The following is a 17,124-nucleotide window of genomic DNA, read 5'->3' as shown; positions in this document are numbered from 1 at the left end:
GACACCCCTGACACCTGCCGGCAATCTCATGGGAGCGCTCCCGCGAGTGGCGTGGGTCTCATCCCTGCCCCCTCCCGGGGTCGCCTCCGGCGGCCACCACGGCCGGTGGCGGCGAGCCGCGCGACAACACCCCCCACCACACAGATATCGCCTCACCACCGAAAGAGGGGTCTCGGATGAGCGTCCCAATCCGCCGCCGGCGGCTCGCGGCCATCGCGCTCGCGTCCGTCGCGGTGCTCGCCGCCGCCACCGCATGCGGCGACGACTCGTCGGACAGCGGCAGCAGCGGCGGCCCGGTGACCCTGGTCGTCGACGTCTTCGGCGACCAGGGCTTCGGCTACGACGAGCTCTACAAGCAGTACGAAGCGGAGCACTCGAACGTCAAGATCCAGGAGCGGGGCAAGGGCCTCGGCCTCGGTGACTACAACACCCGGCTGACCCAGCAGATCACCGCCGGGTCGGGCGCCGGCGACGTGGTGGCCCTGGAGGAGGGCACCATCGTCCAGTTTTACGCCCAGTCCGACAAGTTCGTGAACCTCGCCGACCACGGCGCCAACGACCTCAAGGGCAACTTCCTGCCGTGGAAGTGGGAGCAGGGCACTACCCCGGACGGCAAGGTGCTCGGCCTCGGCACCGACGTCGGCTCGATGGCGCTGTGCTACCGCAGCGACCTGTTCAAGGCCGCCGGCCTGCCCACCGACCGCGAGCAGGTCGGCGCGCTCTGGCCCACCTGGGACCAGTTCATCGCGGCCGGCCAGCGGTTCGCCGCCGCCGACAAGAAGCACAAGTTCGTCGACTCGGCGACCAACTTCTACAACGTGGTGCTGATGCAGACCGCGGGTTCCGGCACCGGTTACACCTACTACGACAAGAGCAACAAGCTGGTCATCGGCGAGAACCCGGACATCAAGTCGGCGTACGACCTCACCACCAAGATGATCGCCGCCGGCCTGTCGAACAACCTGCAGTCCTTCTCGAACGAGTGGAACGCCGGTTTCAAGAACGGCACCTTCGCCACCATCGCCTGCCCCGCCTGGATGACCGGCGTCATCAAGGGCCAGGCCGGTGACGCGGCGGCCGGCAAGTGGGACATCGCCAAGGCGCCCGGCAACGGCGGCAACTGGGGTGGCTCGTTCCTGGCCGTGCCGAAGTCGAGCAAGCACCAGAAGGAGGCCGCCGAGCTGGCCAAGTTCCTGACCAGCGCCAAGGGGCAGACCGAGGCGTTCAAGAAGGTCGGCAACCTGCCCTCCTCGCCGCAGGCGCTGGCCGACCCGGCCGTGGCCGACTCGACCAACGACTACTTCACCAAGGCCCCGGTCGGCAAGATCTTCGCCGCCGGCGCCAGCGAGCTGAAGCCGGTCTACCTCGGCCCGAAGAACAACGCGGTCCGCACCGCCGTGGAGAACAGCCTCCGCGCTGTGGAGCAGGGCAAGACCGCCGAGGAGCAGTGGCAGGCGGCGCTGAAGAACGGTGCGGCCGCCGGTAAGTGATCCGGCCGACCCGCCCGCGGGTGGCGTCGACAGCCCCGCTGTCGGCGCCACCCGCGCTGCCCGGAGAGCCCCGGCGTCGCCCGTGTGGGCGGGTGACGCCGGCCGAGGAGAAGGACTCCCCATGAGCCTCGACCTGCACGCCGCAGCGCCACCCGACCCCGGACCGCCCCGCGCCGCCCGTCCCGCGCACCGCCGCGCCAGCTCACTGACCCGGCTGGACCTGAAGTACTCGCCCTACGTCTACGTCCTGCCGTTCTTCTTGATCTTCGCCGTGTTCAGCGCGTACCCCATCGCGTACACGGTGTGGATCGCCCTGACCGACCGGTCCCCGCTGAACCCGACGATCTCCTTCGTCGGCCTGGACAACTTCGTCGAACTGATCACCGACGACCCGCAGTTCTGGAACGCGGTGGTGAACACGTTCGGCATGTTCGTGCTCTCCACCCTGCCGCAGCTGCTGCTCGCGCTGGTGCTGGCCAACGCGCTGAACCGGAAGCTGCGCGCGCAGACCTTCTTCCGGATGGCCATCGCCATGCCGATCATCACCTCGACCGCCGTGGTCGCGCTGATCTTCTCGATGATCTACGCGAAGGACTTCGGCCTGGTCAACTGGGTGCTCGACAGCGTCGGCCTGGACCCGATCGACTGGCGGGCCAACCGGTTCGCCTCCTGGTTCGCCATCTCCACGATGGTCGACTGGCGCTGGGTGGGCTACAACGCGCTGATCTACCTGGCCGCCATGCAGTCCATCAGCAAGGACATGTACGAAGCCGCGGCGCTCGACGGCGCCTCCCGGCGCCGGCAGTTCTGGTCGATCACCGTGCCGCAGCTGCGCCCGACGATCATCTTCACGCTGATCATCTCGACCATCGGCGGCCTCCAGCTCTTCACCGAGCCCCTGCTGTTCACCAGCGGCTCGGGCGGTCTCTCCGGCGGCTCGGAGGGGCAGTTCCAGACCATCACGATGTACCTGCTCGACGTCATGAACCAACGCTTCCGGTGGGGCTACGCCGGCGCGGTCGCGCTCGTGCTCTTCCTGCTCATCGCGCTGATGTCGACGGTCAACTACCTGCTGGCCCGCCCCATCAGCTCCGACAAGTGAGGTGACGAGATGACGACCACCACGCTCCGCCCACCGACCCGGCCGAACGCCCCGGTCCGGGCCGCACACCAGGCCGAGCGGCTCTGGAAGGCCAGCCCGCTCACCTGGGTCGGCCTGGTCTTCGGGGTGCTCCTGTCGCTCTTTCCGTTCTACTGGATGATCGTGATCGCCTCGCGGACCAACGACGCGGCCAACTCCTGGCCGCCGCCGTTCCTGCCCGGCGGCAAGCTCGGCGAGAACATCCAGCGGGTGCTCGACAACGGCGACGCCAACATCGTCAAGGGCCTGCTGAACTCGTTCCTGGTCTCCGGCACCATCACGGTCGCCACGGTGTTCTTCGGGTCCCTGGCGGGCTTCGCCTTCGCCAAGCTCCGCTTCCGGGGCAAGAACGCGCTGCTGCTGATCATCCTGGCCTCGATGATGGTGCCGATCCAGCTCGGCGTGCTCCCGCTCTACATCCTCATGGCCAAGCTCGAGTGGTTGAACACCATGCCCTCGGTCACCGTGCCGTTCCTCATCGGCGGCTTCGGGATCTTCATGATGCGCCAGTACGCCGAGCAGGCCGTCCCCAACGAGCTGATCGAGGCGGCCCGCGTGGACGGCTGCTCGACCTGGAGGGTGTACTGGCACGTGGTGGTGCCCGCGCTGCGTCCCGCCGCCGCGGTGCTCGGCCTGCTCACCTTCATGGAGCAGTGGAACCAGTTCTTCTGGCCGTTCGTGGTGCTGGCCGACCCGGCCAACCCGACCGTGCAGATCTCCCTCCGCAGCCTCAACACCGCCTACTTCGCCGACAACTCGCAGATCTTCGCGGGTACGTTGATCGCGACCCTGCCCCTGTTCATCGTGTTCGTTCTGTTCGGCCGCCAGATCATCGGCGGCATCATGGAAGGCGCCGTCAAGTCGTGAGCAACCCAGCCAGCCCGCCCGCCGTCGGTGTCCTCGACCAGGGTGCGGCAGCTCCCTTCCCGCCCGGCTTCCTCTGGGGGGCGGCGACCGCCGCGTACCAGATTGAGGGCGCGGCGACGGAGGGCGGCCGCACCCCGTCGATCTGGGACACCTTCAGCCACACCGAGGGGCGGACGGTGGCCGGGCACACCGGCGACGTGGCCTGCGACCACTACCACCGGATGCCCGACGACGTGCGGCTGATGGCCGACCTCGGGCTGAAGTCCTACCGCTTCTCCGTCTCCTGGCCCCGGGTGCAGCCCGGCGGCGCCGGAGCGGTCAACTCCGAGGGGATGGACTTCTACCGGCGCCTGGTGGACGAGCTGCTGGGTCACGGCATCGAGCCCTGGCTGACCCTCTACCACTGGGACCTGCCCCAGCTGCTGGAGGACGCGGGCGGCTGGCCGGCCCGGGACACGGCCGGCCGGTTCGCCGACTACGCCCAGCTGGTCGCCGACGCCCTCGGCGACCGGGTGAAGTACTTCACCACGTTCAACGAGCCGTGGTGCTCGGCCTTCCTCGGCTACGGCTCCGGCGTGCACGCGCCGGGCCGGTCGGACGGGGCGGACGCGGTCCGGGCCGGGCACCACCTCATGCTCGGGCACGGGCTGGCGGTGCAGGCGCTGCGGGCGTCCCGCGCGGACGCGCAGCTCGGCATCACGGTCAACCTCTACCCGGTCACCCCGGCCACCGGGTCACCGGCGGACGCCGACGCCGCCCGCCGCATCGACGCGCTGGCCAACCGGTTCTTCCTCGACCCGGTGCTGCGCGGGGCGTACCCGGCCGACCTCGTCGCCGACCTGCGCGAGGTCACCGACTTCGGGCACGTCCGGGACGGCGACCTGGCGGTCATCTCGACCCCGCTGGACATGGTGGGCGTCAACTACTACAGCCGGCACGTGGTCGCCGCGCCGGTCGACGGCGTCGAGCCGGAGACCTACTGGCGGGCGCCGTCCTGCTGGCCGGGCAGCGAGGACGTCCGGTTCGTCACCCGGGGCGTCCCGGTGACCGACATGGGCTGGGAGATCGACGCGCCGGGCCTGGTGGAGACGCTGCAGCGGGTGCACCGGGACTACACCGACCTGCCGCTCTACGTCACCGAGAACGGCTCCGCGTTCGTCGACGCGGTGGTCGACGGCCGGGTCGACGACCCGGACCGGCTGGCGTACTTCGATGCACACCTGCGCGCCGCGCACGCCGCGATCAGCGCCGGGGTGCCGCTGAAGGGATACTTCGCCTGGTCGCTGATGGACAACTTCGAGTGGGCGTGGGGCTACACGAAGCGCTTCGGCATGATCTATGTCGACTACGACAGCCAGGCCCGGATCCCGAAGTCCAGCGCCAGGTGGTACGCCGATGTGATCCGACGCAACGGCCTGGCCGCACAATAGGCTGGGCCAGCCAGTGACGGGCGGCCCGGCGCCGGCGCCTCGACAGGTGCCGGGCCCGCCCGATGTCGGAGGAGCACAGACGATGACAACGCAGCGCACACGGTCGCTCGGGCGCCCGACCCTCGACGCGGTCGCGGCCCGCGCCGGCGTGGGGCGCGGCACGGTCTCCCGCGTGGTCAACGGCTCGCCGCAGGTCAGCCCGGAGGCCCGGGCCGCCGTCCAGGCGGCCATCGCCGAGCTGGGGTACGTGCCCAACCGCGCGGCCCGGGCGCTGGTCACCCAGCGGACCGACTCGGTGGCGCTGGTGGTCTCCGAGTCGGGGGAGCGCGTCTTCACCGAGCCGTTCTTCGCCGGCATCGTCCGGGGCGTCAGCTCCGCGCTGCTGGAGACCCCGATGCAGCTCTGGCTGGCCATGGCGCAGTCGCAGATCGAGCGGGAACGGGTCGAGCACCACCTGACCAACCAGCACGTGGACGGCGTGCTGCTGCTCTCGCTGCACGACGCGGACCCGCTGCCCACCCTGCTGGAGGAGCGCGGCCTGCCCACCGTGCTCGGCGGCCGGCCGGCCCGGATGCTGCACCCGAACGCCCAGCCGGCCTGGTTCGTCGACGTGGACAACGTCGGCGGCGCCCGGCAGGCGGTGGAGCACCTCTTCGCCCGCGGCCGGCGGCGGGTCGCCACCATCGCCGGCACCCAGGACATGGGCGCCGGCCTGGCCCGGTTGTCGGGCTACAAGGAGGCGGTCCGGGCCGCGGGCGGCGACCTCAACCCGGACCTCATCGCGTACGGGGACTTCAGCGAGGGCAGCGGCACGGCCTGCATGCGCCGGCTGCTGGAGGTCTGCCCGGACCTGGACGCCGTCTTCGTCGCCTCCGACCTGATGGCCTTCGGCGCCCTGCGCGCGCTGCGCGAGGCCGGCCGCCGGGTGCCCGAGGACGTGGCGGTGATCGGCTTCGACGACGCCCCGATCGCCCGGCAGGCCGAACCGCCGCTGACCACGGTCTTCCAGCCGGTCGAGGAGATGGGCCGGCAGATGGCCCGGCTGCTGGTCTCCCGGATCCGCGGCGAGGAACTGCCCAGCCCGCACGTGCTGCTGGACACCAAGCTCATCCACCGCGCCTCCGCCTGACGGCTCAGGCCCAGCGGCGCAGTTCCCGCTTCGCCAGAGAGGCCCGGTGCACCTCGTCGGGCCCGTCGGCCAGGCGGAGGGTGCGGGCCTGCGCCCAGAGGGCCGCGAGCGGGGTGTCCTGGCTGACGCCGGCCCCGCCGTGCGCCTGGATGGCCTTGTCGATGACCCACTCGGCCATCGCCGGCGTGGCGATCTTGATGGCCTGGATCTCGGTGTGCGCGCCCCGGTTGCCCACGGTGTCCATGAGCCAGGCGGTCTTGAGCACCAGCAGCCGGGCCTGCTCGATGCGCACCCGGGACTCGGCGATCCACTCCCGGACCACGCCCTGCTCGGCGAGGGGGCGGCCGAACGCGACCCGGGTCAGGACCCGCTTGCAGAGCAGCTCCAGGGCCCGCTCGGCCATGCCGATCAGCCGCATGCAGTGGTGGATCCGCCCCGGGCCGAGCCGGGCCTGGGCGATGGCGAAGCCGCCGCCCTCGGCGCCGACCAGGTTCTCCGCCGGCACCCGTACGTCGGTGAAGTCGATCTCGGCGTGCCCGCCGTGCGGGGCGTCGCGGTAGCCGAAGACCGTCATGCCCCGGCGCACCGTCACGCCCGGGGTGTCCCGGGGGACCAGGATCATGCTCTGCTGGCGGTGCCGGTCGGCGTCCGGGTTGGTCTTGCCCATCACGATGAAGATCTCGCAGCGCGGGTCCATCGCCCCGGACGACCACCACTTGCGGCCGTTCACCACGTACGCGTCGCCGTCCCGGACGATCCGGGTGGCGACGTTGGTAGCGTCGGAGGAGGCCACCTCCGGCTCGGTCATGCAGAACGCCGAGCGGATGTCCCCGGCCAGCAGCGGCTTCAGCCAGCGGTCCCGCTGCGCGTCGGAGCCGAACTCGGCCAGCAGTTCCATGTTGCCGGTGTCCGGGGCGGCGCAGTTCAGCGCCTCCGGGGCCAGGTGCGGGCTGCGGCCGGTCAGCTCGGCCAGCGGGGCGTACTGGAGGTTGGTCAGCCCGGCGCCGTAGCGCGGGTCGGGCAGGAAGAGGTTCCACAGGCCGCGGGCGCGGGCCTCGGCCTTCAGCTCGTCCAGCACGGGCGGGCGGGCCCACGGGTCGCCGGCCGCGAGCACCTGCTCGTGGTGCACCGGCTCGGCCGGGTAGACGCACTCGGTGAGGAACGCCTCGACCTTCTCGCGCAGCTCGACCGTCCGGGCGTCGTACTCGAAGTCCACTACTTCTCCCTCACCGCGTGCAGACCGTGCTCGACCAGCGGCGCCACCATCTCGCCGATCCGGTCGAAGCCCCCGCCGAGCGTCTGCCCGAGGGTGTGCCGGTAGTGGATGCCCTCGCAGATCACCGCGAGCTTGAAACAGCCGAGCGCCACGTGCCAGTGCAGCGGCCCGACGTCGACGTCGCTGCGGCCGGCGTACCGGCCGATCAGCTCGGCGCCGGTGGGGAAGCCGGCCCGCGGGCCGATGCCGTCGGCCACCGGGTTGCCCTCGGCGCTGTCGCTGTCGCCCAGCACGTCCCAGTAGGTCAGCAGCAGCCCCAGGTCGGCGAGGGGGTCGCCGAGGGTGGCCATCTCCCAGTCGAGCACCGCCCGCACCGCCACCGGCTCGACCGTGGCGAGCAGGTTGTCCAGCCGGTAGTCGCCGTGCACGATCCGCCCGGCGTTCGCGCCCTCCGGCACGCTGCCGGCGAGCGCGTCGCGCAGCTCGTCGATGCCCGGCAGCGGGCGGCTGCGGGAGCGGTCGAGCTGGCCGGCCCAGCGGCGGACCTGCCGGGCCAGGTAGCCCTCGGGGCGACCGAAGTCGGCCAGCCCGACCGCGGCCGGCTCGACCATGTGCAGCTCCGCGAGGGTGTCCATCATCGCCATGGCCAGGTCGCGTCGCTGGCCGGCGGTGAGGGCGTGGGTCTGCTCCCGCCGCCGGTAGACCTCGCCGTCGACCTTCTCCATGAGGTAGAACGGCGCGCCGATCACGTCGGGGTCGGGGCAGAGCAGCAGCGCCTCGGGGACCGGCACCGCGGTGGGGGCGAGCGCGGAGATCACCCGGTACTCGCGGGCCATGTCGTGCGCGGTGGCCAGCACGTGCCCGAGCGGCGGCCGGCGCAGCACCACCTCGCGGTCGCCGACGCGCAGCAGGTACGTCAGGTTGGACTTGCCCCCGGCGATCAGCCGCGCCGCCAGCGGCCCGGCCAGCCCCGGCCGGTGCGTGGCCAGATACGCGGCCAGCCGGTCAAGGTCGAGCCCGCGCGGGGCCGAACCGGTCGGGGTCTGCGGTGCGTCGACGGCCGGATCGGTCATCCGGTTAGTTGATGGCAGCTCAGCTTTGTTGTCAAGGTGGGATGTTCCCGGCGGGACATGCCGCTGCAACGGGGGCGAAATGGTCAACCGGCAGGCTGGGGCCAGCCTGCCGGCCGCCACGGCCGGCCCGCCGAGCGGAGGGACCAGACATGCTGCTGAGAGTTCGGGTGACCCTGCCGGATCGACCGGGCACGCTCGGCCAGGTGGCCCGGACGCTCGGCGTCTCCGGCGCCGACATCGTCCAGGTGGTGGTGCTGGAGCGGCTCGGCGGCCGGGCGGTCGACGACTTCACCGTGGTCTGGCCGGGTGCAGCGCGGGTGGAGCGCCTGCTCGCCGGCCTGGCCGCGATCCCCGGCGTACGGGTGGACGGGGTGTGGCGGGCGATCGGCGCGCCGACCACCACGGGCCAGGACGCCGAACTGCTCGCCCAGGTCGCGGGGAACCCGACCGACGGGGTGGCCACCCTGGTCGACGCGGTACCCGGGCTGCTCGCCGCGGACTGGGCGGTGGCCGCCGTGGTCCCGCTGGACTGGGCCGCGCGCAGCGGCGGCGCCGGCGAGGCGACGGTCGGGCACGCGAGCTGGCGTGCCCCGGTTCCGCCGCGGCTGCCGGAGGTGACCCCGTTGCGCGCTCGCGCCATGACCACGCCGGACGGGCACCACTACGCGGTCGCGCCGTTCGGCCGGGCCGGCCTGGTGCTGGTGGTGGCGCGCGACCGCAGCGAGCCGCTCGCGGCGGCCGCGTTCCACTCGACCGAGGTGGACCGGCTCGCCCAACTGGTCCGGGCCGGCGCGGTGATCCTCGGCGACCGGCTGGACCTGGTCGGCGCGCCGCCCGTGACCACCATCACCTGACCGGTCCCGCCGTTTCACCCCTGGGCAACGGGGGCGCAACAGGCGGCCGGCAGGGTCGGTGGTGAGGAAGGGAGCGAACCATGGCGCTGTGGCGGATCCGTGCCACCGTGGACGACCGGCCGGGCTACCTGTCGGTGCTCACGGCGAGCCTCGCGTTGCGCGGGGTCAACATCCTCACCGTGCAGGTGCACACCACCGAGGTGGGGGCCGTCGACGACTTCCTGATCGACGCGCCCGACCAGCTCACCGAGGCCGACCTGCGGGCGGCCGTCGAACGGGGCCGGGGCCGGAACTGCTGGGTCGCGCGCAGCGAGGCGCGCGGGCTGGCCGACCAGCCGACCCGGGTGCTCGGGCTGGCCGGCCGGCTGGTCCGCGACCCGGACGCGGCCGGCGAGACACTGCGCGTGCTGCTCGGCGCGGACGCGGTGGCGTGGCGGCCGACGCCGGCCGCCCCGCTCGGCGGGGTGGACGAGACCACGATGCTGCTGGCCGACCCGGCCGGCGGCTCGTACGAGCTGCGCCGGCGGGAGCCGAGCTTCACCCCGGCCGAGTACGCCCGCGCCCAGGCCCTGGTCGAGCTGGCCGCCACGGTGGCCCGCCGGGACGCCGACCGGGTCACCCTGGTGCTGCCCGACGCGGCCGAGGTGCTGGTCCGGCCGGCCACCGCCGACGACCTGCCCGGCGTGCTGGAGCTGCACGCGGAGTGCTCGCACCGGAGCCGCCAGCGGCGCTACCTGAGCGGGGCGGGGCACCCGGCGCCGGCCCGGCTGCGCCGGCTGCTCGAACCGGCGCGGGGGCTGACCATGGTCGCCACGGCCGGCTCCGGCGGCACGGCGGCACCGGTGGTGGCCATGGCCAACCTGCTCGGCGAGGGCGACGAGGCGGAGGCGGCGCTGCTGGTGCGGGACGACTGGCAGCGCCGGGCCCTCGGCTCCGCCCTGCTGCGGCGCCTGCTCGGGCACGCCGACCGGGCCGGCTACGCGGCCGTGCTGCTGCACGTGCAGGCCGAGAACACCCCGATGCTGCGCACCGTACGCGGGTTGAACCGGCCCACGTCGGTGGAGCGGGACGGCAGCGTGCTGACCGTGACGGTGCCGTTGGCGCCCCGCCCGGCCGTGCCGCCCCGGCAGGCCGACGCGACCGCGCGGGCGCGGCGGTCGTCCTGACTCCACGGTCGCGCGCCGCGACGCGTCCCGGGCCGCAACGGCGCGGTGCGGGACGCCGGCCGGCGGGTGACCGCCCACCGGCGCCGGATCACCGGCGCCACCCTGGCCGACCTCCGGTGCGGGGGACGGTGACACGGCAGGGCCCCCGGTGCGGGGGCCCTGCCCGTGTCCGGTCTGGCCCCGATCAGGTCGTCGGGTAGCTGCTGTAGTCCGGGAAGTTGCCGTAGAGCCGGCCGTCGCCGCCCACGGTGACCGCCTGCACCAGCAGCTCGCCGCCGACGAACGCGCCCTTCCAGGACGCGCCCCGGCCGCCGAACGGCTCCTCCCGGTCGCCGCGGGAACGGGGCTTGTTGATGCCCACCTTGAACGCCTGGAGGTCGACCGCGAGCTTGCCGGCCAGCTCCTCGTCGTCGCAGGCCAAGGAGGCGACCAGCGCGCCGTTGGAGGCGTTCATCTGGGCCAGCAGCTCGTCGGTGGTGTCCACCACGACGATGGTGTCCACCGGGCCGAACGGCTCGGCGTGCATGAGCCGGGACCGGCCGGGCGGGGCGAGCAGCACCGCCGGCGCCACGTACGCCGAGGTGTCCTGCCCGTCGAGGAAGGGCGCGCCGTCGAGCTTGCCCCGGTGCAGCGGCACCGCGCCGCCGCGGACCGCCTCGTCGACCTTGCGGCGCAGCTCCTCGGCCTTGGCCGCGCTGATCAGCGGGCCGAAGTTCAGCTCGGGCAGCGGGTCACCGGCCGACCAGTCGTCTCCCACGGCGAGCGGGTGTCCGAACCGGACGGAGCGCACCACCGGCAGGTACACGTCGAGGAACTCGTCGACCAGGTCGCGCTGCACCACGAACCGCGGGTACGCGGTGCAGCGCTGCTTGCCGTACTCGAAGCCCTTCTTCAGGTGCGCGGCGAGCTGGTCCCACTGGGAGAAGTTCCAGATGCCCCAGGCGTTGAGGCCCTCCTGCTCGATGAAGTGCCGCTTGTCGGAGTCCAGCAGCGCCGCCGCCACCTTGCCGCCGTTGGAGCGACCGCCGACGAACGCCACCGCGCCGATCTCCGGGGCGCGGACCAGAACCTCGGAGAGCTCCTCGCCGCTGCCGGACAGCAGGGTCGCGGGCAGCCCGGCGCGGCGCATGAGCGCGTGCGCCACGGTGAGGCAGACCGCCCCGCCCTGCGACGGGGTCTTGGCGATCACCGCGTTGCCGGCGAGCAACTGCACCAGCTCGGCGTGCACGAGCACACTCATCGGGTAGTTCCAGGAGGCGATGTTGCTGACCGGGCCGGGCAGCGGCTCGCGGCCGTCGGCGAGCATCCGGTCGATCTCCTGCACGTACCAGCGGACGCCGTCCAGGGCTCGGTCGACGTCGGCGCAGGCCAGCCGCCACGGCTTGCCGATCTCCCACACCAGCAGCAGGGCGAGCAGGTCGCGGTGGGCGGTGAGCGCGTCCAGGGCGTCGTCGACCCGGGCCTTGCGCTCGGCGAGCGGGGTCTGCGCCCACTCCCGGTGCGCGGCGGCGGCGTGCGCGACCGCGCCGCGCGCCGCCTCGGCGTCGAGCCGGGCCAGGTTGACCAGCACGGTGTTGTCGACCGGGGTGCGCACCGGGGTCGGCGCGCCGACCGCGCGCCACCCGCCCTCGACCAGGTTGTGCAGGGTGGCGATGCCGTCGGGCGCGGTGCCGAAGGCCTCCGGCGTGGCGGCCACCGCGCGGGCGAGGGTGTCGGACCAGGAGGTGCCTTCGGCGAGTCTGAGAGCCATCGCGATCTCCTCAGGGTTGTCCGGGGAGCGGCGGCGTCGATGGCACCGCTGGTGTCGCGTACTGTCCCGCGCGGCCGAGCGCGCGGGCAACCGTACGCTCGTATGCCAGGACACCTGTCCCGCCGCCGCGACACGTCGCGGCCCGATCGGTGTGGGCTTGACCTGGGAGTACGCGGGAAGTCTATAGAAGACTATCGATTATGTGATCCAGCTCCGGGCGACGTCGACCGGGTTACCCGTCAGTACGGATCATTTCCTCGACCGGTTCAACCGCGCAGCGCCGCGATCGCCTCCACGGTCGTGCAGACGGTCCCGAGCCGGCGGAAGACGTAGTCGACCGCGAACTCGTGGGCGTACGCGTCCAGCCCGGACATCGCGTCGTGCGGCAGCACCACCCGATAGCCGATCTCGTCGGCGATCCGGGCGGTCTGCTCCACGCCGAAGTTGGTCGCGATCCCGCCGATCACCAGGGTGTCCACGCCGCGTGCCCGCAGCGCGGCGTCGAGCCCGGTCTCGTGGAAGGCGCCCCAACTGTGCTTGACGACCGCCAGGTCGCCCTCGCGGGGCGCCACCTCGGGCAGCAGTTCGCTCCCCGGCGGCTGCGGATCGGGGCCGGGCCGGTCGGCGCGGACCACCACCACGGTGGCGCCGGTCGCGCGGGCCGCCTCGGCGAGGGCGAGGCAGCGCGCGACCACCTCCGGGCCGGTGTGCGGGGCGGCCGGCAGGTCCACGATGCGACGTTGGAGGTCGATCAGGACGACGGCGGTACGGGTCGGGTCGAGAGCATCCACTTCAAGATCATATCGAGGCGGGGTCGCCGCGGCGGTCCCGAACGGCGGAACCGGCCGCCGGACCGGGGTCCGACGGCCGGTTCCCGAGCCGGTGTCCGGCTCAGCTCGTGAAGGTGATCCGGTCCCGGCGGCGCCGCAGCACCATCAGGAGGACACCGCCGCCGATCAGGGCGAGGCCGGTGAGCGAGATGCTGGTCGCGGCCACGCCGGTGAGCGGCAGGCCGCCCTCGGTGCCGCTGCCGCCGCCCTGGCCGCCGCCGACCGAGGTGCCCGGCGCCGGCGTGCCCGGCGGGTTCCCGGACGGGTTCTCCGAGCCGCCCGGCGTCGGGATCGGCGTCTCCCCGCCCGGCGTCGGCGTCGGGTTGCCCGGCGACTCGCACGGGGCCAGCCAGAAGACCTTGTGCTTGCCGTCGGACGACTTGCCGTCGGTCAGGTCCACGTCGAGCTTGAGGTGGTAGCCCTGCTTCGGCTGGAGCTTCAGCCCGGTCAGGTCGAGATCCTTCGCGGAGAGCTTGATGACCGCGTCGCGGTCGTTCTCCGCGCCGGAAGCCGGGTCGGTGCTGATCACCACGTTGCTGTTCGACCAGACGACCTTGTCCTTCGGGCTGGCGGACGGCGCCTGCGCCCAGAGGGTGATGTTCGCCTTCTGGTCCTGGTCGAAGTTGAAGAACTCCAGCTCGAAGTCGCAGGTGACGTGCGGCTGGTTGTCGACCTTGTCCGAGAAGGGAGCACCGTCGATCTTGACGGTGCCGTTGTCGCCCTTGGGGTTGTGCGGGTTGCCGGTGGCCCACGCCGGGGCGGCCACCAGCCCGAGCATGGCCGTGGCGGCGGCTGCGGTGAGGGCAGCGCGCGCCACGTGCCGACGCTGTGGCATGAGGAATCCTCCGAGATCGGGAGAGGGGACGGCACATGATCACACGTCTGCGCGCTCCCGTCCAGATCGGACTACCGGCCTGAGCTGCGAAAATGCCGTCGGCGAGGACCAAGTCGGGGCCACTTTGCAGGCGTGTCGGCGTAACGCGGAACGGGCAATCGACGCTCCGCCGCCCTCGGTGCCGGGCACCGTCTTCACAAGCGGTGACGCCGCCAGTACATTGTCGATTATCCATGGGAGCGCTCCCGCGCTCCGAGATCCATCCCCCACCACAGCCGCCCGCACCTCCGACCGCCGACGCCGTCCCGTCCGGCCCGGGCTGCCGCGCGGCGCCACCCACTGGAGCTCGCCATGCCCCGTCCGACCCCGCCACCTCGCCGCCGGTCCCGGCTCCGCCGGCTGCTCGCCGCCGGCGCCGCGCTCGCCGCCGCCCTGGCCGCAGCCGTCGCCGTCCCGCCGCCGCCGGCCGCCGCGGCATCCGCCTTCCACTACGGCGCGGTCTCTGCCGCCGCCGGCGCGCGGACCGGAAGTGCGCTGGCCGCGCCCGCCTTCAACTACGCCGAGGCGTTGCAGAAGTCGCTGTTCTTCTACGAGGCGCAGCAGTCCGGGAGGAAGCCGGCCTGGAACCGGGTCTCCTGGCGGGGCGACTCGGCGCTCACCGACGGCGCCGACGTCGGCCTCGACCTCACCGGCGGCTGGTACGACGCCGGCGACCACGTGAAGTTCGGCTTCCCGATGGCGTTCAGCGCCACCATGCTGGCCTGGGGCGCGGTCGAGTACCGGGACGCCTACGCCGCCTCCGGGCAGCTCCCGAACCTGCTGAACAACCTGCGCTGGGTCAACGACTGGTTCATCAAGGCGCATCCCGCCCCGAACGTCCTCTACGGACAGGTCGGCAAGGGCGACGACGACCACAAGTGGTGGGGACCGGCCGAGGTGCTGCCGATGGCGCGGCCCGCGTACAAGATCGACGCGAGCTGTGGCGGCGCGGACCTGGCGGGGGAGACGGCGGCCGCCATGGCCGCCTCGTCGATCGTCTTCCGCCCGACCGACGCCGCCTACGCCGACAAGCTGGTCGGCCACGCGAAGCAGCTCTACACCTTCGCCGACACGGTGCGGAAGAGCTACCACGAGTGCATCACCGACGCGACCAGCTTCTACCGGTCCTGGAGCGGGTGGCAGGACGAGCTGGTCTGGGGCGCGGTCTGGCTCTACCGCGCCACCGGCGACGCCGCCTACCTGACCAAGGCGGAGAGCGAGTACGACCGGCTCGGCACCGAGCCGCAGTCCACCACCCGCTCCTACAAGTGGACCATCGCCTGGGACAACAAGCAGTTCGGCGCGTACGTGCTGCTGGCCAACCTGACCGGCAAGCAGAAGTACGTCGACGACGCCAACCGCTGGCTCGACTGGTGGACCGTCGGCGTCAACGGCTCCCGGGTCACCTACTCACCCGGCGGCGAGGCCGTCCTCGACTCCTGGGGCTCGCTGCGCTACGCCGCCAACACCGCCTTCGCGGCGCTGGTCTACAGCGACCGGACCGGTGACGCCACCCGGAAGGCCCGCTACCACGGCTTCGCCGTCCGGCAGATCAACTACGCGCTCGGCGACAACCCGCGCAACTCCAGCTACCTGATCGGCTTCGGCGCCAACCCGCCGCGTAACCCGCACCACCGCACCGCGCACGGATCCTGGTGGGACAGCCAGACCGTGCCCACCGAGACCCGGCACGTGCTCTACGGCGCGCTGGTCGGCGGCCCGTCCTCGGCCAACGACGCGTACACCGACAGCCGCTCCGACTACGTCATGAACGAGGTCGCCACCGACTACAACGCCGGCTTCACCTCCGCCCTGGCCCGGCTGACCGCCGAGTACGGCGGCAGCCCGCTCGCCGGCTTCCCGGCCGCGGAGCAGCCCGACCTGGACGAGTTGACCGTGGAGACCACGGTGATGCAGGCCGAGCCTCGGGCCACCGGACTCAAGGCGATCATCTACAACAAGTCCGCCTTCCCGGCCCGGGCGCTGACCACCGCGAAGTTCCGCTACTACTTCCGCCCCGACGGCACCGGCCCGGTGCAGGTCACCCCCGGCTACACCCAGGGCTGCCCGTCACCCACCACGGCCAAGCAGTTCTCCGGCGACATCTGGTACGTCGAGGTCGACTGCATCGGCTGGACCATCGCGCCGGCGGGCCAGTCGCAGCACCGGATGGAGGTGCAGTTCAAGGTCGGCGTGCCGGAGGGCGGCACCTGGGACCCGACCAACGACCCGTCGTACCAGGCCACCGCCGGCCCCAACCGGAAGGTGCCGCTCTACTCCGGCGGGGCGCGGGTCTGGGGCGAGGAGCCCGGACCGGCCACCCCGGACACCGCCGCGCCGACCGTGCCCGGCACCCCGGTCGCCTCGGCCGTCACGGCCACCGGCCTCACCCTGACCTGGCCCGCCTCCACCGACACCGGCGGCAGCGGCCTGGCCGGCTACGAGGTCACCCGGGCGCAGACCGGCAGCGACGCTCTCGTGCTGACCGACGCCCCGACCAACACGCTCGCGGTGACCGGGCTGCTGCCCGAGCGGACGTACCAGTTCACGGTGCGCGCCCGCGACGGCGCCGGCAACCGGTCGGCGGCCTCGCCGGCCCTGACCGTGACCACACCGGCCGCCCCGGCGCCGGACACCACCCCGCCCACCGCCCCGGGCACGCCCACCGCGTCGGCCGTCGGCCCGACCGGGCTCACCCTCGCCTGGGGCCCGGCCACCGACAACGTGGGCGTCACCGGCTACCGGGTCCACCGGTCCGGAAACGTCCTCGTCGGATCGACCACCGGGACCACGCTGGCGGTCACCGGGCTGACCGCCGCCACGGCGTACACCTTCACCGTGGTCGCGCTGGACGCGGCCGGCAACGTCTCCGCGGCCTCGCCGTCGCTCACGGTCACCACCGCGGACCCGCCGGCCGCCGGTGGCTGCGCGGTGACCTGGACGACCAGCGGCTGGGACACCGGGTTCACCGCGAACATCACGGTCACCAACACCGGGACCAGCGCCATCAACGGTTGGACGCTCGGCTTCACCTTCCCGAGCAGCGGGCAGAAGGTGGGCCAGGGCTGGTCGGCGAACGTCACCCAGAGCGGCACGGCGGTGACCGCGACGAACGTCTCCTACAACGGCACGCTGGCGCCGGGCGCGTCGACCAGCTTCGGCTTCAACGGCACCCACACCGGCACCAACCCGAGACCCGCGGCGTTCACCGTGAACGGCTCCCCCTGCACCGTCTCCTGACCCTTAGCAATCTTGGCGACTTACCGTTCGCCGCGAACGGTAAGCCGCCAGGATTCGGGGGAAC

General features: G+C 72.7%; 13 protein-coding genes. 8 read left to right on the top strand and 5 right to left on the bottom strand.

All coding sequences use genetic code 11. From position 1 onward, the window contains the following. Positions 1–176 precede the first annotated feature (176 nt). From ACFYPD_RS13555 to ACFYPD_RS13535, 5 genes are all read left to right on the top strand, one after another. The gene (locus ACFYPD_RS13555) at positions 177–1,490 is read left to right on the top strand and encodes an ABC transporter substrate-binding protein (protein ID WP_387112629.1); all 1,314 of its coding nucleotides are present in this window, start codon (positions 177–179) and stop codon (positions 1,488–1,490) included. Between the two features lie 121 nt (positions 1,491–1,611). After that, entirely contained in the window at positions 1,612–2,592 is a 981-nt protein-coding gene (locus ACFYPD_RS13550) for a carbohydrate ABC transporter permease (protein WP_387112627.1), read from the top strand. A gap of 9 nt (positions 2,593–2,601) precedes the next feature. After that, positions 2,602–3,498: a carbohydrate ABC transporter permease gene (locus ACFYPD_RS13545; RefSeq protein ID WP_387112625.1), complete on the top strand. Its 897-nt coding sequence runs from the start codon at positions 2,602–2,604 to the stop codon at positions 3,496–3,498. Further along, positions 3,495–4,928, top strand: a complete 1,434-nt coding sequence (locus ACFYPD_RS13540; RefSeq protein ID WP_387112624.1) for a GH1 family beta-glucosidase — start codon at positions 3,495–3,497, stop codon at positions 4,926–4,928. Before ACFYPD_RS13545 ends, ACFYPD_RS13540 begins: the two co-directional genes overlap by 4 nt. A gap of 82 nt (positions 4,929–5,010) precedes the next feature. Beyond that, positions 5,011–6,057, top strand: a complete 1,047-nt coding sequence (locus ACFYPD_RS13535; protein WP_091311570.1) for a LacI family DNA-binding transcriptional regulator — start codon at positions 5,011–5,013, stop codon at positions 6,055–6,057. Positions 6,058–6,061: 4 nt separating this feature from the next. Here ACFYPD_RS13535 and ACFYPD_RS13530 read toward each other — a convergent pair whose 3' ends face one another. Then, positions 6,062–7,273: an acyl-CoA dehydrogenase family protein gene (locus ACFYPD_RS13530; protein WP_387112622.1), complete on the bottom strand. Its 1,212-nt coding sequence runs from the start codon at positions 7,271–7,273 to the stop codon at positions 6,062–6,064. After that, positions 7,273–8,346 (bottom strand): phosphotransferase family protein, encoded by a 1,074-nt coding sequence (locus tag ACFYPD_RS13525; protein WP_387112620.1) that lies wholly within the window; start codon positions 8,344–8,346, stop codon positions 7,273–7,275. Before ACFYPD_RS13525 ends, ACFYPD_RS13530 begins: the two co-directional genes overlap by 1 nt. 149 nt (positions 8,347–8,495) lie before the next feature. On the opposite strand from ACFYPD_RS13525, the gene ACFYPD_RS13520 reads away from it, so the two are divergent. After that, positions 8,496–9,200: an amino acid-binding protein gene (locus ACFYPD_RS13520; RefSeq protein ID WP_387112618.1), complete on the top strand. Its 705-nt coding sequence runs from the start codon at positions 8,496–8,498 to the stop codon at positions 9,198–9,200. Positions 9,201–9,280: 80 nt separating this feature from the next. After that, entirely contained in the window at positions 9,281–10,366 is a 1,086-nt protein-coding gene (locus ACFYPD_RS13515; protein WP_387112616.1) for a GNAT family N-acetyltransferase, read from the top strand. 184 nt (positions 10,367–10,550) lie between these two features. On the opposite strand, the gene ACFYPD_RS13510 is transcribed toward ACFYPD_RS13515, so the two are convergent. From ACFYPD_RS13510 to ACFYPD_RS13500, 3 genes are all read right to left on the bottom strand, one after another. Next, complete coding sequence (locus ACFYPD_RS13510) at positions 10,551–12,116, bottom strand: aldehyde dehydrogenase family protein (protein ID WP_387112614.1); 1,566 nt, start codon at positions 12,114–12,116, stop codon at positions 10,551–10,553. A 266-nt stretch (positions 12,117–12,382) separates the two neighbouring features. Beyond that, complete coding sequence (locus ACFYPD_RS13505) at positions 12,383–12,907, bottom strand: isochorismatase family protein (RefSeq protein WP_387112612.1); 525 nt, start codon at positions 12,905–12,907, stop codon at positions 12,383–12,385. 100 nt (positions 12,908–13,007) lie between these two features. After that, positions 13,008–13,781, bottom strand: coding sequence for an LPXTG cell wall anchor domain-containing protein (locus ACFYPD_RS13500; protein ID WP_387112610.1), 774 nt, complete (start codon positions 13,779–13,781; stop codon positions 13,008–13,010). 351 nt (positions 13,782–14,132) lie between these two features. Here ACFYPD_RS13500 and ACFYPD_RS13495 point away from each other — a divergent pair, with 351 nt between their 5' ends. After that, positions 14,133–17,060, top strand: a complete 2,928-nt coding sequence (locus ACFYPD_RS13495; protein WP_387112608.1) for a glycoside hydrolase family 9 protein — start codon at positions 14,133–14,135, stop codon at positions 17,058–17,060. The last annotated feature ends 64 nt before the right edge of the window (positions 17,061–17,124 follow it).

Origin of the sequence: Micromonospora sp. NPDC005299 (assembly GCF_042872345.1) — a bacterium.
Classification (GTDB): Bacteria; Actinomycetota; Actinomycetes; order Mycobacteriales; family Micromonosporaceae; genus Micromonospora.
The sequence above is the reverse complement of the archived record's forward strand: the minus strand, read 5'-3'. Positions and strand labels throughout refer to the sequence as shown.

What these genes read in the sequence shown, in the direction of transcription:
- ACFYPD_RS13555 (WP_387112629.1), top strand. Translation starts at nt 177, where the DNA reads ATGAGCGTCCCAATCCGCCGCCGGCGGCTCGCGGCCATCGCGCTCGCG.
- ACFYPD_RS13550 (WP_387112627.1), top strand. Translation starts at nt 1,612, where the DNA reads ATGAGCCTCGACCTGCACGCCGCAGCGCCACCCGACCCCGGACCGCCC.
- ACFYPD_RS13545 (WP_387112625.1), top strand. Translation starts at nt 2,602, where the DNA reads ATGACGACCACCACGCTCCGCCCACCGACCCGGCCGAACGCCCCGGTC.
- ACFYPD_RS13535 (WP_091311570.1), top strand. Translation starts at nt 5,011, where the DNA reads ATGACAACGCAGCGCACACGGTCGCTCGGGCGCCCGACCCTCGACGCG.
- ACFYPD_RS13525 (WP_387112620.1), bottom strand. Translation starts at nt 8,346, where the DNA reads ATGACCGATCCGGCCGTCGACGCACCGCAGACCCCGACCGGTTCGGCC.
- ACFYPD_RS13520 (WP_387112618.1), top strand. Translation starts at nt 8,496, where the DNA reads ATGCTGCTGAGAGTTCGGGTGACCCTGCCGGATCGACCGGGCACGCTC.
- ACFYPD_RS13515 (WP_387112616.1), top strand. Translation starts at nt 9,281, where the DNA reads ATGGCGCTGTGGCGGATCCGTGCCACCGTGGACGACCGGCCGGGCTAC.
- ACFYPD_RS13510 (WP_387112614.1), bottom strand. Translation starts at nt 12,116, where the DNA reads ATGGCTCTCAGACTCGCCGAAGGCACCTCCTGGTCCGACACCCTCGCC.
- ACFYPD_RS13500 (WP_387112610.1), bottom strand. Translation starts at nt 13,781, where the DNA reads ATGCCACAGCGTCGGCACGTGGCGCGCGCTGCCCTCACCGCAGCCGCC.
- ACFYPD_RS13495 (WP_387112608.1), top strand. Translation starts at nt 14,133, where the DNA reads ATGCCCCGTCCGACCCCGCCACCTCGCCGCCGGTCCCGGCTCCGCCGG.